The organism is Phaeodactylibacter xiamenensis (genome assembly GCF_965229835.1).
In the GTDB taxonomy this organism is placed as follows: Bacteria; Bacteroidota; Bacteroidia; order Chitinophagales; family Saprospiraceae; genus Phaeodactylibacter; species Phaeodactylibacter xiamenensis.
The window spans coordinates 6,593,512-6,613,617 of record NZ_OZ245931.1 but is presented as its reverse complement, the minus strand read 5'-3'; the positions used below and the strand labels follow the sequence as shown (position 1 = coordinate 6,613,617).

Sequence of the window (20,106 nt, the reverse complement as noted above, 5' to 3'; positions counted from 1 at the left end):
GTTTACTTTTTATATTTGTTTCAGAACTGCCAGTACCTGATCCATCATTTGTTCTGTAAAGTCCAGATGCGTCACAAACCGTACGGTCTGTGGCCCGAATGCTGAGGCATTGATCCCCCTGGCCTTCAACTCCTCCAAAAACTTGTCAGCAGTCAAGCCTTCCACCAGGTCAAAAATCAGAATATTGGACTGTACAGGCCGAACGCTCTCCACGTAATTCAGCCCCTGCAGCACCTCCCCTATCCGACGGGCCCTTTCATTGTCATCCCGCAGCCGTTCCACCTGATGGTCCAGCGCATATATGCAAGCTGCCGCTAAATAGCCGGCCTGCCGCATGCCGCCGCCCATTACCTTGCGCAAGCGCCGGGCCTGTTGTATGAAATCTTTTCGGCCGATGAGCACCGACCCCACAGGTGCACCGAGCCCCTTGGACAAGCACAGGGAAACACTGTCGAAATGCGCGCCTACCTCCTGAGTGCTTTCCCCTGTTTCCACCAAGGCATTGAATAACCTTGCGCCATCCAGGTGTAAAGCCAGGCCTTTTTCCCGGCACAGTTCCTGGATCGGCCGGATTTCTTCCAGCGTGTAGTAACTGCCCCCTCCTTTATTACAGGTATTCTCCAGGACGACTAAGCGGCTGATGGGCAGCCAGTCATACCGGGGCTTAATGGCAGCGGCTACCTGTTCGGCTGTAATTTTCCCATTCGTCCCTTTGATCAGGTTGATGCCTACGCCGGAATTATAGGCGTAACCCGCAGTCTCGTATTGATAGATGTGGGAGTACTCGTCACAGATCACCTCATCCAGTGGTTGGGTATGTACCTTGATGGCAATCTGATTGGTCATCGTCCCGGAAGGGCAGTACAAGGCGGCTTCCTTGCCAAACATCTGTGCCACTTTTTCTTCCAGCGCATTCACGGTAGGGTCCTCCCCAAAAACATCGTCACCCACTTCTGCCTGCATCATGGCTTCCAGCATCCCGGGGGTAGGCTTGGTGACTGTATCACTGATTAGATTGATCATCTTTTTTGCGGGGAATTTAGGGATTTTTTGAGGGAGTTCACTTGCCAAAAACACAACAAATCTGCAAAACACTTCAGCACCGAATTATACCGACGACGAAGTAGTTTGGGACCAACTATGACTTCGTGTCGGCATACCTGTGCGTACCGGCATACTCGTGCGGCGGGTTTGTGCCTTACGCCCAAACCTCTCCGTTCCGAGTATAGCAAAAATTAAAAAAAGCCGGATTCTCTTGGGACATTCTAAGACGATCCGCCACTAAGCAAGTGTAACAACTCAGTGGATATTTCTGAATAAGCTTTTTCACCTGCCAGGCTGATCGCGAGCGGCACGCAGGCACTGAACGGTATTGCCCTGCCCAAAGCAGGCATACCGCCATTTTCTAACACGAAAATCTTTAGTGCCATGAAAACGATTGCTGAATTGGCAGCCTTGCTGCCTGGCTCTGCCATGCTTACTAAAAAAGCCTGTAAAAAAGTGAAGGGTGGTGAAAATACCCCGCCACCGCCGCCGGAGGACGATGGCCTGATCGGTAATGAAGATATTATTGATGGCTAATCACAGCTTGTCTAAATGGTAGAGCAGCCAGTCTTTCAGCATCAAGTGCTGCTCTGCCATTATCTCATCTGTTAAGCCCTTTTTCCTAAGCGGGTCCACATATGGCAGCGATTTCATTTTGATGACCTGCCGACAATACCCCAGACATTTTTTATAGCGTTGCCCCACAGCAGTTTCGCCATTGCCCGAGCGGTCAATAAACCTCCTGAAGCTGGAAATCCTATCCAAAACAAAAGAAACAGAGTGCCCCCGGGCGCCATACGTATCGCAAAATATCCGTACTTCGAGCATCCTGAGCCGAAGCTTGAAAAACCACCCATCGTGGGGAGTGCTCCTCATAATTTCTAAAGCCTTATCAAATAAATCTGGCGCATTGGTGTGCCATCCTTTATAGTATAGCAGATAGACCTGGGCTAAAGTCAAAGTTTCTGCTTTATCCTTGAGCAGATAAACAGCATGCGAATCAATAAACTGCTCTACCCAGTCAAATTTTCGAACCATCAGCCCGGTGACCACCGAATTCAAAAAGCGGGTTGCTGTCAACTGATTATCTACAACGATAAGCTCTTGAGCATAGCCAAACTGGAAAAGCTCAAAAAGCTGAGAGATATAGGGTTCCTTATTACCCGCAACCAGAGGTGCCAGGTAACTGATGAGAGTTTTAAGGGCCAGGCTGACCTCAAATTCTCCCCATGAACCATAACCGATAAAAAAAGTAGTCTTCAATTTCAGAAAAAGTGCATCATTGACGCCCCCGGTATATAGCCTCCATAGTTGCTGAAAAAACGTCAGGAGTTCAGGCGCCTCATCAGAAGATGCAAAGGAAAGGGCCTCTTTCAGTCCAAGAAAGGTAGTGTCATCGGGTAGTGTCATCCTTCTTACGGAACGGTCAATACCGTAAATCAGCAATTGGTGGGCGAGCATTTCATTTAAAGCCTGGGCTAACTGATGTAAGTCCTCCGTTCGCTGTTCGTTCTTTTGGATGTTATCAAAAAAATACCGTTCGTGCAATAAAGCCAGGCGCGCCTGCAGTTTCAACAGCCCATCCGGAGCACTCTCCAGTTTTTTCAGCCCGTCATTCAGGGCTCTTTCAAACGCCCCCGTACGCCTTCTTCTATGCAGGGCCTGTACAAGCAGGAATTGTTGGGCCTGCGGTTGTGCCTGTAGCTCTGCATCAATCAGGTACTGTTCGATATACTGCTGCAAGGTGGTCATCAGGTTACGGAGCTTTTGCGGCTCGTACTCTTCTCCCCTGTAGGCCTTTCGGAACAAGTACTTCAGGTCCAGTTGCTCATCATCAAATTCAGGGTGGTGAGGCACAAGCGCATCCCAAAGCTTTACCACAGGTGAATCCCGGTGTCTTGCTTTTTGAAGGATTGCCTTTCGGACAGCCTTCAGTTCATCAGTTGCGAAGGCCCCTATTGTGCGGGCAAGCTTTGTGGAGTGCATTGTTGTGGGCAGTAGCTTTGGATATGATGAAGATAGGGAAATTCTCGAGATACAGGCTATTCCAACCTTTATAGTGTGTATAACAAATTGCACAAAACACAAAGGCAACCCTCTGCATTTAAGCCCTATGGCTGCTGGGGTAGAGCTTCCCGCTCTGCTCCAGCTTATCCAGGAGAGGCAAACGGCAAATGCTGGCAAGCTATTCAAAAAGTGCAATTTGTTATGCACACACCTTTATACTACTCTATTACAGCTTATTTCAATCCTTATAAACAAGAAAAAATGTCTTTGGCTGAGCTTTCCTCTGGGAGTAAATTGCCAATGATTTTTGCATAAACCGAGCCTGGCTTTCTAATTCACTGAAAGTCAAGCTCTTTTAAAACTCTTGAGATGAAAAAACTAACTTACATTTTCCTTACAATATGTTTTTGCTCCACCCTCCATGCTCAGGAAACCGGGACGATCTACTTCATGAGGAAAACTGGTATTTCAGGTACGGTATCCGCGTTTAATGCCTTTATAGATGGCGAACTTGTTTGCCGGCTGAATAACAAAAATTTCTCTGTACATGAAGTGCCTGCTGGCGAGCATACCATTACCGTGCAGTTTAGTGGTAAAAATGCCAAAGAAAAAGCAGAGCCCATTACCGTTACCGTAGAGCCTGGTCAACCGGTCTTCGTGCAAATGGTGCTCGAAGTTCGGGCGATCATCAACAACCTTTACTGTCAGGAGATTACTGAAAGCTCTGCACGTCCTGTACTGAGAAAGCTAAAGGAAGATACCAAATGCCGCTAACCTTCTATTTCCAGCCTTATCAATCGCGAAAGTTGGCTTTGTGCCCGTATGTTCTGTCACCGACCTTTACACTTGCCTTGTGGGTGCTTCTAACCTTAACGATAAATTCTGTAAACTCACAAACTAAACCGCCATGCGAAAATTAATTTTTACGACTGCCTGCTTCGTTCTATTTAGCCTTACGCTCGCTGAGGCTCAAATTTATATTGGACCAAAGATTGGGGGAAGCTTGAATCGTTTTTCATTGAGAGGAGATGATATCGCCGACTTTTACTCCATCAAAATAAGGCATGGGTTCATCGCTGGCATTACTGCCGATATCCCACTATTTTCCGGACTGTCAGTGCAGACTGAAGTTCTATATTCCCAATCCACTTACTATTTGGAAAACCCCAGGGTGTATAACTTCTTCTTGGGATTCCTTAGTAATTTACCTGTATACGATGATAATGGAGATATTATAGGCACTCTTCCTGTAGCTGCAGTAGGGTCCCAATACGATGGTCCTCTTGGCTTTGATGTTATAGAATCAAACTCCTATGAACTATACTGGGATCAATCCTATAAAATCAACAGTTTAGACATTCCCTTGCTCCTGAAATACGAATTCATCGGCAGTTCGTTTGGATATTTTATTGAAGCAGGTCCTGTAATATCCGTAGGATTAAATGGTGAACTTGACGGCATAATAACTAATAGCCAGGGAAGTGAAACCGATGACGATTGGTTGTCCAACATAGTTGACCAACGCCCGGAAGTCACCCGAAACTATGAGCGCTGGATTGAGGATCACAGTAATAGAGATTTTATTTCTAATAATGATGCAGAGTGGCTCCTGCAGAATGGCTTTACACTAACCAGCGGAGACTTTGATGGAGAATTACTTTTCCAAAATAATGTTTCAAGTCCATTTGGCACGATCAATCTGGGAATTGCTTTAGGTGCCGGTATATATATTGAGACAGGTTTGGGAAGAGCCTACCTAGGCTTGAGATATATCCGTGGTGCAAGTAACTTTTGGAATGAATCTTATCAGGTTTTTCAATACAGAGGTCTCAATCAAAGGCGACTGGACTACGAAGCCTTCGACACCCGCACCAACAACCTCCAGCTTTCCGTCAGCTATGCCTTCCCTCTGGGAGGAGGTTTCTAAAACTTAATCCCCTGGTTATGAAATGTAACAACTGCGGCGCTGATAATGGTGCCGGACAGCTGAGGTGTACACAGTGCAATGCTCCATTACAGGGGTCGATGATGGCAGATTCTAATCATGAAGATTACGAGCCTGGCATGGCTAAGAACACCTGTGGGAATTGTGGGACTGGTAACGACAGCAATGCGCTACGGTGCAAGCAATGCAACGCCCCACTCCAAGGTTCTATACTTGGCAAACCCTCGTTGCACTCTGGAGCTGCCCCGTCACGTACGAGCGAAAAAGAACAGGCAGCTGCTCATTCCAACCACACCCTTACCTGCCCCAATTGTGCCTACCCTAATATTACACAGGCTAAACTTTGCGTGGCCTGCGGCAGCGAAATTGCGCAGGATATGGCTGGTAGCAATACCCTGCCATTTTCACCGAATCCACGCCATCAAGATATGCCAGATAATAAAACCGTAAACCCCTGGCAACAGCAACCATCTCCGGGGTTTTGCCTGCAGCCTGTAACCTCCAATCAGGAATCCCCTCTAAAACCGAAAGTATTTAAAGCCCATAGGGTGACCCTCAACCGGGAAGTGCTGGAGGAGGGCAATCAAACCATTACCAGTCAGGTGCAGGCAATAATTGAATTAAGAGAGGGGCAATGGTGGCTTATGGACCGTAGTGCACAGCACACTACCTTTCTGCTTGTACCACATAGTGGAGTCCCCCTGAATCCGGGAGATAAAATCCTCATGGGCAATCGGGTTTTCGAATTTAAACCGGATACGAAATGACCCGTGGCCAATTGCCCTCAGATCAACGAGCGCCTAAGCCGGGCACTTATGTAAAGGACTTCTACCTGGAGCGTATGCTGGGCGAAGGAACTTTTGGTGTCGTCTATCTGGCCAGAAAGCAAGAAGCCCCGCAACAGGAAGTAGCCCTCAAACTACTCAAAAGCTGGGCTGTCCCGCCACACGCTGAAGAAAGCCTGGCCAAACGGTTTGAGCTGGAATACCATACTGGCCAAATCAGTTCCCTAAACCTGGTGCAGACCCTGGAGATGGGTGAATGGGAGGGCACGCCTTTTTTTACGATGGAGTACTGCCCGAAAGGTGATCTTCGGCAACTCATCCTGAAAAAAATGCCCTTCCTAAGAGCGGAAACGGTGGCATTAGATATACTGAAGGGGTTGAATACACTTCACCACTTTGGAAAAATACACCGCGACTTAAAACCGGAAAATGTACTTTTTGATGATGCAGGCAAGGCTAAGCTTACCGACTTTGGCATTGCCGGGCACCTCAATATTCAGCTTACGGTAGTCAATAGTGAAACACAACGGCCTGAGCAAATTTTTGGAAGTTATGCCTATATGGCACCTGAGCAGGCATCACCCAGGCACCGCTCCCAGACTTTGTTGCCTACCATCGACATCTTCAACTATGGCGTTATCTGTTTTGAGTTATTCTCCGGTGGCAGCTACCCATTTGGCAGCTGGAACACGACGGAAGATATCGCTGCCTATCGCGCGCGAGCGGCAAAAGGAGACATGAGTGACCTAAGCACCTATTGCCCTGATCTCCCCAGTCAATGGGTAAGCCTGATCACCAGAGCTTTGCAACCTGATGCCAGGCAGCGGTTTCAGCACACGGACGAGATGCTTGCTTTTCTTGGCCAATTGCCTAAAAGTGCACCTAAAAAAGACTACCCCAATGCACTAATTGTCCGAAACGGAGAAGAATTCAGAAGGTGCTACCCCTTGCCGCCCAATCAGCGGTCCCGCATTCACCGGCTAGGCAGGGCTGAAAGCGATGTGGTGAATGACCTTTCGATCAAGGAAACACTGACCCAAACCATTTCAAGGCGGCATGCTACCCTTGAATATCATCATGAGCAAAAACAATGGTTTATACGGGATGGGCAGTGGGATGCGAGCACTGCAAAGTGGCGGCTATCCAAAAACGGAACTTTCCTCAATGGGGTCAAAGTAGGAAAAACAGGTAAACGACTTCAAACCGGCGATATTATCAGCTTAGGGCAGACGACCCTCGAGGCCATTTATTCACCAGTCAAGCAATAGCAAAAGATGAAGCGAAGAGATTTAAATGTGTTTAACATGTCTTTTATCGACCTTTTAGCGGGAGCACTTGGAGCGGTAGTCATGCTGTTCATTATCATCCCTAAAGTCGATATCGAACAAATGGAAGAACTGGAAGCCCTTGCTGCGGCAGAGTTTGAAATCAAAAGCCTGGACAGTCTGCTGATCATGGTGAAGTCTTCTGTCCCAGATTCTGATTATACGGCCATTATCGAACAGACCCAGCGGCTGCAAATGACAATCGGCAATCTCCGAAAAGATGTAAATGAACTTCAAGGGCAGCTGAGCCAGAAAATTCAGGAAAAAAAACAATTAGAACAACAACTTTCCAAATTGGAGAATCAAAACGAAGCGTTGCGTAAAAAAGTCAGCGACCTTCAAAAACGACAACCCAAAAGCGAAGAAAAGGAAGTTCCTGAGAAAGCTCCTCTTGCTGAAAATCAGCCAGATAAAGAGGAAGAAGACTACAGTGAACCCATCGATACCACCCCCGGCATTGGAGACTTTCAGATGGGCTTCAACCCACCTTTGACCGTAATGATTGAATGGGAATCCAAAGATCATTGGGTCCACCTGTACATGAAGCCCAAAGACAGCAACTTCTGGTGCTTTTACCAAAGTAAGCGCCGGGTAACTCCTTTCGGGAAATGGGCAAGGTTTAAGTTCAAAAAAACACCTTATGAAGCGATTGTTCAGGATCAAGAACTTACTCAGGGAGAATACGAAATCTATGCGCAGCTGGACAAGCCCAGAAGCGGGGGAGAAACGATAATCCAAGGCTTTATCGCTGCCAATCCTAAAGAAGGAGTGCCACAAATGATCCGTTTTGGCGACATCAAGGTTCAAAGCACCCCTCCGCCCTACCATCGCAAAGCAACCGGAGATGCCCTACTGGGCTACCTGACCATTCAAGACAACAAAATTACCTGGGACCCTGTGAAGGAGCCTATCATTCAATAAATATAAATATAACATGAAAAGCGGAAAACTTATCAATTTGCTGATCAGCCTTGTGGTAGCTATTGTCTTTGGGTTGATTATTTACGGGATAGGAAGTGCTGTATCTGAAGAATCCGGCGCTTACCGACTCCTAGAACTTATGGGAGCCAATCTACCCAGTGGCTTTATTCAAATCCTGACCTATTTTCTCTTCTTGTACGGGATTTTGGAAATTTTGCGGATGAACCGACAAGCTAACCTTGAAGAACATGCCTTTTCATTAGGGTTATTGCCAGAACAGGAGCAATACGTATTGTCTGCAGAGGATGTTGCTCAAATCAAATTAAAGATGGTTGAACTTGGCCGGGGCACCCCCTATTTACTAGTGGAAACCATCAAACGTGCCTGCACTCAATTCCGGGCAAATAAGTCTGTAGCCGAAACACTGGATGTGGTGAGCGCGCATACCAACCTGTTGAGCAGAAATAGCGATAGCGAACAGGCGCTGATTCGCTATGTGGCCTGGGCTATACCCTCCATTGGCTTTATAGGCACTGTAATAGGTATAGCCAGTTCACTGGGTGCTGCCAACCAAGTAACGACACAAGATGGTATAAAAGCAGTGACGTCACTGCTCAATGTTGCATTTGACACCACACTTGTTGCCCTGATTCTTAGCATAGTCCTTATGTTTTTCTATCATCTCCTTCAGGAGCGCGTGGAAAAGCTACACGCAAACATTGAAGACTACGTCATGGAGAATCTTGTCAACCGCATTTATCACCGCGAGCCCGTATAACCCTTTCTCACATGAAAACTAGAATTGGCAGCAAAATCGACGTAGGAAAAGTACGGGAACATCAGGAAGATGACATGCTTATCGCCCCTGATGCACTAAATAGCGTATGGGAATACGATACCCGGAAATACTACGATTCCGACGAAAAGCTGGTTTTGCTGGCCATTGCTGATGGAATGGGTGGAATGAATGCCGGAGAGGTGGCTTCTGCGATTGCAATTTCAAGCCTTCAGTCTTTTTTCTCCAAGCTTGAACCAGCTGCATGCCATCCTCAAAATCTTCCTGACTTACTTACTAATGCCATTGAGCAAGCTCATCAGGAAATCTTGTCCCGTGGAGGCAGCTCCCCTGGTGAAGCGGGAATGGGAACGACTATCGTTGCAGTGGCCCTACATCAGGGTTTTGCTACGGCAGGTTGGGTCGGAGATAGCCGAGGCTACCTCAAAAGGAATGGAGAACCACTACGACAATTAACCAAAGACCACTCTCTGGTACAAGACCTGATTGACAAAGGAGCTCTTTCGAAAGCACAGGCTGCCTTTCACCCACAGCGCAATGTCATTTTGCAGAGTTTAGGTAGTCATCGGGCGCTGTCACCCGATGTGATTCAGATTAAGGTCCATGAAGAGGATATTCTTTTACTTTGTTCTGATGGGTTGAACGGGATGATAAGTGATAGTGAAATTGAAGAAATACTTACACTGAGCAACGAACCTCAACAGAGTGCCCATAATTTGGTAAAAGCCGCTTTGATTGCCGGAGGGCATGATAATGTTTCCGTTATTGTTGCTGCCCTGGAACCATTAGAGCAATCATTGCCATCGCTGGCTAAAGTGCAGGCTCAAAAGCAGCCCAAAATGGTTACTCCCCAACCAGGCACCTCCACTACAGCGCTGAAAATCTCCCTAGCCGCTTTTTGCCTGATCGTCCTTTTCTCAGCTGTCTTGATTTTTAAAACTGACTCTTCCATTAAAAAACCTACCGAAGACCCCGAAGCAGCAAATGTGCTATCTTCTCCTGACCAAACCTCTCCATCCCACTCTGATACCAGGCCGGATACTTTTCCTGCCCCTTCCTCCCCAACATGGCATTCCGAAGATTTCTATGTCATACGGGTGAATGTTTTTGCAGAAAAGCAAAATGCATTGGATTACAGTATACATCTTCAGGATTTGTATCAATCCTATCAAATTGAAGTAAATCCTACGGGTGACCTTTTCGAGGTGATCATTTTAAAATTTAAGGACCATAAGGAAGCAGAGGCCTTCAAGGCTAGCCATCCGGAACTGAAAGAAAGTATTATTTATCGTCAAAAACACAACCAATGAGCTGGAGCCAGGGCCAATTATTTTATGAACGCTTCCGCCTTGAGCGCTTGCTTGGAAGAGGTGGATTTTCTGAGGTGTGGAAAGTAAACGATGAAAAAGCAAGGGCTATCGCCGCCATCAAAATCTTCATTAAACAGGATGAAGAAGGCGTGGAACTGTGCCGGCAAGAATACCAAAAAGCGCACAATCTAAACCACCCCAATATACTCCGACCGACCTACTTCGATGTATACAAGGGTGCCCCTTTCCTCGTAATGCCCTATTGCAGCCAGGGCACCCTGGCTGATAAAACCGGAACGCTCTCTCCTGAACAAGTGCTACAATTGTTCAGGGAAATAGCTAGTGCCTTAAACTATATTCATACCCGGACGAACTCTATTTCACATAACGATATTAAGCCTGACAACATCTTGATTGATGAGGAAGGCCACTTTCTGCTCACCGATTTTGGTATCAGTCAGCGATTTCAGCAAAAATTAACCCAAACAGTCAACACCGCACAAAGAGAAGCGGAAGTCGTCAAATCCGGAATAACAGCTTTAGCATACAGGGCTCCTGAACTATTTAACTACAAAGACCGGACGCAAAAACCTGCTTCAAACCCTACTGATATATGGGCTTTAGGAACCTTGCTCTTTCAGACGTGCAGTGGGCAGCTACCCTTTCATGGTGAAGGGGGATTGGCTCAATTGATCGGTATGAGCGATGGAACTACTGCTGTTTCGGACTTGGTTCTGCCTTTGCCTGACTTTCTATTGCCACATCAAAAGCAACTGATTTTGAGTTGCCTGGAGCTGGAGACCTGGAAAAGGCCGAGCGCAAAAGCAATTCTGGAAACGCTCGATCAAGCGATCTCACCCCAGGCAGCATCTAAGACTCCACGTGCTGGAGCCGTTTTGTCATCTACAGAGCAAACCTTTCTTGATCAATATGGGGTCTATGTGCTTATCTCTATCGCCACTTTATTGGTAATACTCGCTGTTTGGGCAATTGCCGGAGGTGGCAAGCCGAGCCCTGAAACATCAATAGCTCACCTAAATGATTCCACAGAACAGATAAGCAGCCAATCACCTGACAGTTCTGTTCTTATCTATGATGTTCCGGAAGATACTTTCCTGTTTGAGGAAGACGATGCCTATTGGGATAATTATGAAGAAGACCTAGATGCTACGGGTACTTATCAAACCAACTCCACTGCTAGCAATTCGGGAAATGCAAATACACCAAAAGTAAAGACGAAAACTCAAGATCCAGAACAAAAAAAGCCGCTTCCTGCTCCTGATCAAAAGGATACAAGTAAAGTACCACCAAAACCGGATCCAATTATCGCTCCACATGCATCTTCCGCTTCCCCTACCCCTGCTAAGCAACCTGCCACGCCTGCAAAAATCAAGCTGTCAAGAGCTGCTGCTGATCAATTCCTCAATACTCAAATAATGCTAACGGTTGTGGCCAGATCAGGTATTAATACCCTAAACGGTGAAGAATTTGTTCGCAGTCCAATTCAATTTACTCTAAAAAACCAGGTCACAGCCGGAAACATAATCGTAATCCCTTCTGGAAGCCATGTTAAAGGCGTAATCACACGTGCATCAAGTGGAAAATTTCTGGCTCCTGCTCAAATTCAAATTGAACTGGCATCAATTACTATAAACGGACAACCCATTGCCATTGATCGTATTGAAATCAACAAGAAAGGGCGTGGAGGCGAAAAAGATATATTCATTCTTGATGGAGAGCGTTTTGACATAACCATTCAACCCTCCAAATCCCCAGCCTTGGAAAAATATATTTATGACCTCGTTGAATACTAAAAAACGGCTCCGCTTCTAGGCATAACCCAAGCAATTAGAGCGACCCCATATCCCCCACCCCAATAAATGCCGCCCAGTAAAAAGGATAGGCACCGGTATCGTTATGACCATCCAGGTAATCCAGCTTTGCCTGCCGTAAGGCGGCATCCTTGGTCATCCCCGATTTAAGGTACCGATAAAAGCGGACCATCAACTCCTGCGTGCTTTGGTCATTGACTTGCCAAAGCGTAGTGGCAATGCTTTTGGCACCGGCATAGGCAAAGGCCCGCGCCAGGCTGATGATGCCTTCGCCGCGCTGCAGCTCACCGGTACCGGTCTCGCAGGCAGAGAGCACGACCAGGTCGGCATTCAGCTGAAGATTGTACAGGTCACGGACGTAAAGCAGCTCATTTTCTAAACTGTCCGGTTTTGGGTAGAAGGCCAGGTAGGAGTAGTCGCCTACCCGAGGGTCCGCTTTTCCGTGGGTCGATAAATGGAGGATGCGGTAGTCTCCTGCTCTTTCTACAAACGATGCTTCGGTGGCTTCTGCTCCGTAGAAGGCGTCTGTTTTGAAAACCCTTTGAATGCTGTCCAGCTCTGCCTGTGTGTACGGTAAGCCCCAAAGCGTATCGCTCCGTGTGCCCGCCAGCCAGTCGCTTTGGTCGAGGTGGCTGGATAGCACCGTATCCACCGTTGCAAAGGGAGCTACCGCCAATAGTTCGCGCGTGGGTGCTTTCCGGTGTTTTTTCTCTTTCATTTCCTTCAGCAGCGTAGCCGAATAACAATAGCTGACCTGATGCTCCCGGAGCAGGTAGGGCAATCGCTCGGCGGCATATAAATTATTCGCATCGGGCTTTTCCATCAGCAAAGCCTCAAACGGGATATACCCCAAAATGCCATCCGGTACAATGACAAGCTGTTCGGGCAAGCCTTCGGCTACCGGCGCGATGAGCTTCTCATAGAGTTTCGGCGCCACTTCCAGGTAAGCTTCGTAGGCAAAAGGCAGCGGCTGACTGATATTGCCGCGCAATTGTTGTACCCATTCCTCAAGCGGGAAGTCCCGCTTAACTTCTTTTACTTCATAGTTGTCTTTTTCTATCCTGAAGATGAAGATGGAACTGTCGCCTACGAAGTATTCGAGTAGGGCTTGGCCTTCCTCCAATAACTCCATTTGTACTTTTTCCACGCTTACGGTGCTGAGGTCGTACTTGAGCTGGTAATATTCTGGATAATCGCTTTCCAATCGTGCCTGGAGGCTGTCATAGGCTTGATTGAGGTCAAAGAGTTGGGAGCTGATAGCAAGTACTGTGGTGTCGGTTTCCTCCAGGCCTTCCTGGAGTTTTTCCTGCCGCTTTTTATCGTAGTAGGTGAGGTCTACACGCAGGTCGTATTCTTTCTCGAGTAGGCTGTCGGGGATACCGGCGTAGTGGAGGGCGTTGGACTCCTGTAACTGACTGTAGAGAATAGCAGCCTTGCTTTCTTCAGTGTACTGAAACAAAACGGGGTCTGTATTTGCGGCTTCCCTTCCCTTTCTGAGCCGGTTATTTATCCCTAATTCAAATAACCGCTGATAGCGTTGAAGCCAGGGCAAACGGGAAGCCGAATTGCTCAGCCCTTGCTGTTGGTAGCGGAGCGCATCCACCGCTCGATCGGACCAGATGACGGCCTGTTCGTAATCGGGGCTTGGGCGGCCCGATGCATACATTTTCGAGTACGCCTCCAGAGTATTGAGCAAAAACTCTAATGACATGACGCTGGAGAAGCCTTCCATTGACCATCCATTTGCATCTAGGCTCTTTTGATAGTGCCATTTTGCTTGTTCCATATCCCCTCCCACAGCATAATGATCTCCTAAATGTTTATGGGCGGAAGCCACCCGGTAGTGCCTCGGGCCATATGCTTTCTCCCAAATTTCCAATGCCTGTCCAAAGTGGCTGTAAGCCTCTGAATGTCGCCCTTGCCTCTGAAGCGCGGCGCCGTAATTGACGTGAGATAATGCTAAGTCCTGATGCTGCTCTGTCAGCACCTTTCCCTGAACCTCCAAGGCACGCTCATGCGCAGCAATGGCCGCTTCTATTTCCTCCAGTTCTACCAGAACAGTCCCCTCATTGTTAAGGTAGATCCCCAGTGCTTTTTCTCCCCCCTGCGTTACCTTTTCCTGTAATGCAACAGCCTGCTTGTAAATCGGAGCAGCGCGCTCCGGGTCAAACATTGATTGATGGCAGCTTCCGATGTTGTTGTAAGACAAAGCCAAATCGGCATAACTCTCAGGAAAAGCCTGTTTCTTGATCGCCAGAGCTTTTTCATGAAATTGGAGCGCCCTGGCATAGTCGTTCATTTCAGCATAGCATGTTCCAAGGTTATTATAACTCAGCGCGAGGCTGTACTCATTGCCCTGGGGATGTGCAAGTAGAATATCTATGGCTTTCAGCTGTAGTTCAACAGCAGCCCTGTAGTCGCCTTTTGTCTGATGGGCCGATGCGAGATTGCTCAGGGGCAAGAACAAGTTCAGGTCTTCCGCTCCAAAAAGATCAGTGGTTAGGTCAAGCGCTGCTGAATAATGCTCAATAGCTTTATCATTATCTCCCATTTGGTAGTACGCATACCCCACCGCATTATGGGCGCGTGCCACCTTTCGAAGGTCCTTCGGCGCTGCGTAAAGCCGTTCCTGAAGTGCCCTCTCCTGATAGGTAACCGCAATATCATAATCTGCCAGGGCAGTATAAGCGTTCCCGATTATGACCAATGCATCCGCCTTATCATGGGTAGGCGCCTTATCCTGACCTGAATAAATCTTCAACAGGGCTTCTCCAACTTCTATCGCTTTTTTGTAATCCTGCGCACGGTTGTAGCAAATGGCCAGGCTCCGGTAGGCTAGTAAAGTCTCTAAAGCCTCCGGACCAAAGTGCTCTTGCCGGATAGACAGCAGCTGATTGAATGCCTGAATAGCCCGATCCATGTCTCTGGTGTAATAATACACCTCGCCCTCAAAATTGACGAGGTCTGCCAGGAGCGGGGTTCGGTCTCCAAAAGCATCAATAAAATCTGGCTTAACTGCTTTGACCAATTCCAGCGCAGCGGTGTAATCCCGTTGTTTGATCAGGGTATCAATTTGGTGGAGCACGATTTCTGCATCAGCAGAGTCCTTTATCGAAGTGCCGGGCTCCTGAGCTGAAACAAAAAGAGAAAACCCTAATGCGGTGAGCAAAAATAACGTAGCTTTCATGTCTGACTGAGGTTATACGCAATACGAAGTGGTTTGCGACATCGGCCCGTGACGAAGCGTAGCTTGTCAGGACAGGTGCAAGCCACTTCTCAGCGTAGATGCTGACATTGAGTAGGTTTGCTGTGGCAAACCACTTAATCGTCAGTATAGTAAGTGGCACCCTTCTACTTATCGGCAACAATAGCGGGCGTACCTTAAATATACAACAAAGGCTACCATTAAGGCAGCCTCTGTTGATTGAATTTAATGTATTACTATTTTTTTCACAGCCCGGGACGACGCCCAGCTTACTTCCAGCCAAAACAGTCCCGATGGTAACTCACTAATGTCCAAACTAACCTGCTGACTTTCGTTTACCTCCATTTGGGACCATCGCTTCACCACTTGCCCTTGTGCGTTCAGCAATACAAAACTCGCAGGATCGTCCATCCTTTTTGGTAATTTCACATAGACCCTTTCTCGTACCGGATTAGGAAACACCTCTACTGAAGAAGCCATGGTCTCCTCCCATGAGCTCGAATTCGGGCTTCCCTCATTGACAATCACAGTATAATCTTCCACCTCCCGGGCACTACCTGTACTGCAGGATTCGGCAAAACCATTGGGGTCCATACTGACCCGCATGCGCGTTGGGCCTGTAAGTGTATTCCCGGGAATGTTGATCGCTCCGAAAACCGGTGTTGTATTCATTGCAGACTGCTGAAAGACTAATTCATCAGCATCCTGAAAATCTCCATCCTGATTAAAATCTATCCAAACCCGCCAGTACACCGGTTGTTGATTGTCATCTGTCCCGGGCGTCAGCGTAAGCGGATACTGAGCGCCCTGCTCCAGATTTGCAGACAGGTCCATGTAATCGCCAAACCCATAAGATTTGCCTGTTTCATGGTCAATTTCCTTGAGCTGCACCCTTGCAATCCAGTCATCCCATGTGGTACCGTAGGAGTAACAGTACGCATCTTCACACCCACGTGTAGAGAAAAGGACTGAATTCGAGAATTCGCCTTCGACACCATCGCAGCGCGACTGCACCTGAAATTCGTAGTTGCGGCAGGGCTGCATATTCCCCCAAATGGTGGAGGGCGACGTAAACCAGTTGCCTGTTATCCAGCCTGTCTGCCCCTCTGTTTTGAAGCGGGTCCGGTAAGCATCCGCTCCTCCGCCAACCGGGGACCAAACCAAATATACATGAGAGTATCCCGTCTCTAAGGTCTGCAAATCATTGGGAGGCGTACAGCCACCACCGCTATCGCCTACGCAAAAAGAGGTGACTTCCTGCTCCTCAAAATCCCCACCAGATACTAACACTTCCCCCGTAGGTAAAGCCAGGGTATAACTCCCATCACCAAAGTCACAGCACATACCATCACCGTAAGAGTCGGAAAAGACCAAGTTATAACAGCCTTCCTGCAGGCAGAGCGCTTCCTCCACCACCACCCCTTCTAACCCTTCTTCATAGGGCCCACCGAAGGCAAGAAGACTGCCACTGCCTGATTGATAAACACCCCAAGTGGTTTCATCCCCGTAATCATCCAGGGTAATAGTCAACCCCAGGGCAATCCCATTGCACCCACCACCGCCGCCGCCCGCATCCAGGCATTCCAAGGCAGCCCGTGCGTTAATGCGGCCGCTGCCCAGCGCACCCACAAAACCAGGGTTGACAACATCGATATTATCAGCACTGCTCAGCAAACAGTCGACTATTTCCTCATTTGCCGCATTGGGCTTGTAAGACTTCATATGCGCCAACAGCCCTGCCACCATCGGGCAGGACATAGAAGTGCCATTATAGCTGTCATAGCTGCCCTGATTGAAAGCGATTGGGCTTAAGATATTCGTACCTGGGGCTGCTATATCCACCCAATATCCATAATTGGAGCTGGTGTTGCGCACATCTCCGGAACGTGTATTGGCAACAGCTAACACTCCGGTGTAGGCTGCAGGATAAGATGGGATTGAAGTATTATCATTACCCGCAGCTGCGACCACTATCGCGCCATTATCAATGGCCAGGCTTACAAGGTTAGAGTTTACCACTGAAAAACCCCCGCCCCACGAGCAACTGATGATTTCTGCTCCGGCTGCCACCGCGTATGCAAATGCGCCCCACACTTCGTCAATCTCGGTTCCAGTTGTACCATCTGTTTTCCCTTTACACGACATGATCCGGGCATTATTGAAAGAAATAGAGGCGCCTCCAACCCAATTGTCAGTTACCCCACCGGCAATCCCCGCGCAGTGAGTGCCATGAGAAAAAACAGCTGAAGATGCATAAGCCGGAGGCTGGGGGTCATTGTCCCAGTTGGCCGCATCCCAGCCGATATAGTCATCTATATATCCATTCCCATCATCATCTATGCCTTCGATCCCATCGTATTCTGCCTCATTTATCCAGAGGTTGCCTTCTAAGTCCTCATGGTCCCATTTCACCGCATCATCCGTTATTGCAACAACTACCGCTTCTCCTTCCTGGTGCAGGTCCCAGGCATCGTAAGCATCAATCTGAGCGAGGAACCACTGATTGGAGTTGTTTGCATAGGCATCATTGGGCGTATAAAAGGAGCGCATGACCGGCACCTGCTCTGCAAATTCTACTGCAGGCTCCCGCATCAGCAATTGTATGAACGCCTGTTCCTGACCGGTTTCTGAAAAATACAATTGGTAAGTATGGTCAAAAAAAGAGCTTGAAAGCCTGCCGAATGGCTTGTGAATGCGGTATACACCAAATGCCCTGAACAGCTCGGCAAATGGCCCGTAGGCTGACAGGTCTTGCAGGCTGTCCATTTGGGCCCATTGAAGGCCCGCGCTCTCCTGAATTTTCACATAAACCCTCCCCTCGTAATATTCGCCGGGAAGGTTCTGATGCTGGGATTGGAGAGCTGCGGGTAGAAGCAGCAATAATATAATGTACAGCAATAATGAAACTGAAGTGAAAGCTTGATTTTCCATGACGGTGTAAAGGATTTAAAAGGTTATTAAACTGCCTGGTTAGTGGAAACAACGGTCTAAATGTCCCCCTGATACGCCCTGTTTTTCCAGTAGTATATTTTCCAAGCTATTCAATACTCCGCCTTTCGTAAAAACCAATATCTCTCGTTTATAAGATTTAAATTTAAGCATACAACACCTGAAAACCCCTGCCGTCTCAGCAATGGCAACTAAATAGTGTATAAGGATGAAAACGCTAAGGCCATCCCTATTCTTTCTTTTCTCATGCCCGCATTTGATTGATTCCCTTTATTTTAAATACATTTACAACAATACTCGCCCCATAATCCTGAAGTATGCCCACAACGAAACCTCAATACTCCGATGAGCAGCTCCTGAAAATGATCAGGGGCAGCGAACAGGAAAGGGCCAATGCCCTGAAAGCCTTCTTTACAGACCAGCAGCTGAGGGCATCGGTCATACGCAAAATCCAGCAAAAGGGAGGGAGTGCAAATGATGCACAGGATGCCTTCCAGGAAGGGTTCAAAGCGTTTTACCGGCATCTTTTGAATGGTAAATTCGAAGGCAGGAGTAGTTTGCGTACCTTTTTTGTAGGCATTTGTATCCGCTGCTGGCTCGACGGCTTGAAAAAAAGCTTCTACCAGCGGACTACCCTTACAGATAAGGAAGAGACATTGGATGACGAATATGAGCATACGCCGGAAACCCGGATGATGAGCCGGGAACGAAAAAGCCAGCTGCAAAAAGTACTGGCGCTCCTTGGCGATCGGTGCAAAAAAGTCATCATGATGGGCTACGAAGGTTACAACAGTGAAGAGATTAAACAAAAGCTGGAAATTGAGGCGGAGGAAGCGGTACGAAAGATCAGATACCGCTGCATGACCAAGCTCAAAGAAAAACTGGCCAGCCAACCTACCTTAAATGCACTTCTAAAAAGCCTGAGCTATGGATAAAGCAACCCTACATGAAAAGCTTGATGCCTATCTAAAAGGCAGTTTGGATGCAGCAGAACAGGCTGAAGTCCGGCAGCTCATTGACTCCGATAAGGACGTAGCTGACCAACTGGAATTGGTGCGCCTGGAACAGGAGCTGGCAGAAGTCATGGTAGATGAGAAGCTGGACGAAATGATGAAAGCGTGGAATGAAGAAGCATCTTCCCCTGCCGCGATATCTGATACAGCCCCTAAGCCCAAAGCTGGTTCATTCCCGGGTCAGTGGGTAATGTGGGGATCCGTCTTAATTATATGTGCCGGTTTAGTTTTTTGGTCTTGGCCATCACCCCAAGAAACTGCTAGCACCGATGCGGTGAACGAAGACCCACCTTCAAGTGTCCAATCAGAGGATAGGGAACCTTCTGTAGATGCTCCAACCGAAGCCGCCACTTCCGAGCCGCCTGCTCAGGAAACTAAAAAAGCGCCAGCCCCAGCCAAAAAAGAATCTAAAACCCCTCCACCAGTCGCTAGTGCAAAAGAACCTCAGCCATCCGAAGCAATACAACAGCTTGCACTGGCAGTAGCTACGAATACCCATGCAACAGGTGGAACATATATAATTAGAAAAGGAGCTCAGCCAAATGAGTCCCCCCTAGCCAAAGGTTATCGCCTGATGGGAGAAGGGAAACTCGATGAAGCTGAATCTGCCTTGCTTAAAGTACCGGAAGCCCAGGAGCGGCGATATCTCAACGCGCAACAATACCTCGCCTTTATTTACTTCGAAAAAGGTGAGTATGAAAAGTCCATCCCCATCCTGGAAAACCTGACCCAACTGAACTATTCACAGCAAGCGGAAATGGAATGGTATCTTGCACTGTCCTATTTAGCTACTGAAAACCCCAAAGGTTTGGAGGCCTTAAAGCAGGTTACCACTGAAAGCACCTCCCCTGAAATACAGGAGGAAGCCCAACAGTTATTGGATGAAATCAACGCGCTTGATTAAATTCAAATAACCACGATTTTTGGTCATTCAGCTACAAAAAAGCCCCCTCCCGGCATGACCAGAAGGGGGC

The 20,106-nt window shown here is 47.9% G+C and carries 16 protein-coding genes; 12 read left to right on the top strand and 4 right to left on the bottom strand.

What is annotated here, in order from left to right; genetic code table 11:
- Nucleotides 1-9: 9 nt before the first annotated feature.
- Complete coding sequence (locus tag ACO08I_RS25455; protein WP_282783903.1) at nt 10-1,023, bottom strand: threonine aldolase family protein; 1,014 nt, start codon at nt 1,021-1,023, stop codon at nt 10-12.
- A gap of 405 nt (nt 1,024-1,428) precedes the next feature.
- On the opposite strand from ACO08I_RS25455, the gene ACO08I_RS25450 reads away from it, so the two are divergent.
- Entirely contained in the window at nt 1,429-1,581 is a 153-nt protein-coding gene (locus ACO08I_RS25450) for a hypothetical protein (RefSeq protein WP_282783901.1), read from the top strand.
- On the opposite strand, the gene ACO08I_RS25445 is transcribed toward ACO08I_RS25450, so the two are convergent.
- The gene (locus ACO08I_RS25445) at nt 1,582-3,030 is read right to left on the bottom strand and encodes a hypothetical protein (RefSeq protein ID WP_421947510.1); all 1,449 of its coding nucleotides are present in this window, start codon (nt 3,028-3,030) and stop codon (nt 1,582-1,584) included.
- Between the two features lie 75 nt (nt 3,031-3,105).
- Between ACO08I_RS25445 and ACO08I_RS25440 the strand changes: the two genes are divergently transcribed.
- The 9 genes from ACO08I_RS25440 (at nt 3,106) to ACO08I_RS25400 (ending at nt 11,947) form a co-directional block, all read left to right on the top strand.
- Entirely contained in the window at nt 3,106-3,366 is a 261-nt protein-coding gene (locus tag ACO08I_RS25440; protein WP_421947509.1) for a hypothetical protein, read from the top strand.
- Nucleotides 3,367-3,420: 54 nt separating this feature from the next.
- On the top strand, nt 3,421-3,825 hold the full coding sequence (locus ACO08I_RS25435) for a DUF2846 domain-containing protein (RefSeq protein ID WP_421947508.1): 405 nt from the start codon (nt 3,421-3,423) through the stop codon (nt 3,823-3,825).
- Nucleotides 3,826-3,958: 133 nt separating this feature from the next.
- Nucleotides 3,959-4,978, top strand: coding sequence for an outer membrane beta-barrel protein (locus ACO08I_RS25430; protein WP_421947507.1), 1,020 nt, complete (start codon nt 3,959-3,961; stop codon nt 4,976-4,978).
- 17 nt (nt 4,979-4,995) lie between these two features.
- A complete protein-coding gene (locus ACO08I_RS25425) occupies nt 4,996-5,763 on the top strand; it encodes an FHA domain-containing protein (RefSeq protein ID WP_421947506.1) in 768 nt (255 codons plus the stop codon).
- Complete coding sequence (locus ACO08I_RS25420) at nt 5,760-7,049, top strand: protein kinase domain-containing protein (protein WP_421947505.1); 1,290 nt, start codon at nt 5,760-5,762, stop codon at nt 7,047-7,049. The genes ACO08I_RS25425 and ACO08I_RS25420 overlap by 4 nt, the downstream gene beginning before the upstream one ends.
- 36 nt (nt 7,050-7,085) lie before the next feature.
- The gene (locus ACO08I_RS25415; protein WP_421947504.1) at nt 7,086-8,027 is read left to right on the top strand and encodes a coiled-coil domain-containing protein; all 942 of its coding nucleotides are present in this window, start codon (nt 7,086-7,088) and stop codon (nt 8,025-8,027) included.
- 13 nt (nt 8,028-8,040) lie between these two features.
- On the top strand, nt 8,041-8,805 hold the full coding sequence (locus ACO08I_RS25410) for a MotA/TolQ/ExbB proton channel family protein (RefSeq protein ID WP_421947503.1): 765 nt from the start codon (nt 8,041-8,043) through the stop codon (nt 8,803-8,805).
- 11 nt (nt 8,806-8,816) lie between these two features.
- A complete protein-coding gene (locus ACO08I_RS25405; RefSeq protein WP_421947502.1) occupies nt 8,817-10,133 on the top strand; it encodes a PP2C family protein-serine/threonine phosphatase in 1,317 nt (438 codons plus the stop codon).
- A complete protein-coding gene (locus tag ACO08I_RS25400; protein WP_421947501.1) occupies nt 10,130-11,947 on the top strand; it encodes a protein kinase domain-containing protein in 1,818 nt (605 codons plus the stop codon). The genes ACO08I_RS25405 and ACO08I_RS25400 overlap by 4 nt, the downstream gene beginning before the upstream one ends.
- 34 nt (nt 11,948-11,981) lie before the next feature.
- Here the strand turns inward: ACO08I_RS25400 and ACO08I_RS25395 are convergent, their stop codons facing one another.
- Nucleotides 11,982-15,152 carry a CHAT domain-containing protein gene (locus ACO08I_RS25395; RefSeq protein ID WP_421947500.1) on the bottom strand — a complete coding sequence of 1,057 codons (3,171 nt, stop codon included), beginning with the start codon at nt 15,150-15,152 and terminating at the stop codon, nt 11,982-11,984.
- A 243-nt stretch (nt 15,153-15,395) separates the two neighbouring features.
- Entirely contained in the window at nt 15,396-18,101 is a 2,706-nt protein-coding gene (locus ACO08I_RS25390) for a S8 family serine peptidase (RefSeq protein ID WP_421947499.1), read from the bottom strand.
- A gap of 335 nt (nt 18,102-18,436) precedes the next feature.
- Here ACO08I_RS25390 and ACO08I_RS25385 point away from each other — a divergent pair, with 335 nt between their 5' ends.
- Together ACO08I_RS25385 and ACO08I_RS25380 are read left to right on the top strand one after the other, a co-directional pair.
- Complete coding sequence (locus ACO08I_RS25385) at nt 18,437-19,054, top strand: RNA polymerase sigma factor (protein ID WP_421947498.1); 618 nt, start codon at nt 18,437-18,439, stop codon at nt 19,052-19,054.
- A complete protein-coding gene (locus ACO08I_RS25380) occupies nt 19,047-20,036 on the top strand; it encodes a hypothetical protein (RefSeq protein WP_421947497.1) in 990 nt (329 codons plus the stop codon). Before ACO08I_RS25385 ends, ACO08I_RS25380 begins: the two co-directional genes overlap by 8 nt.
- Nucleotides 20,037-20,106 lie beyond the last annotated feature (70 nt).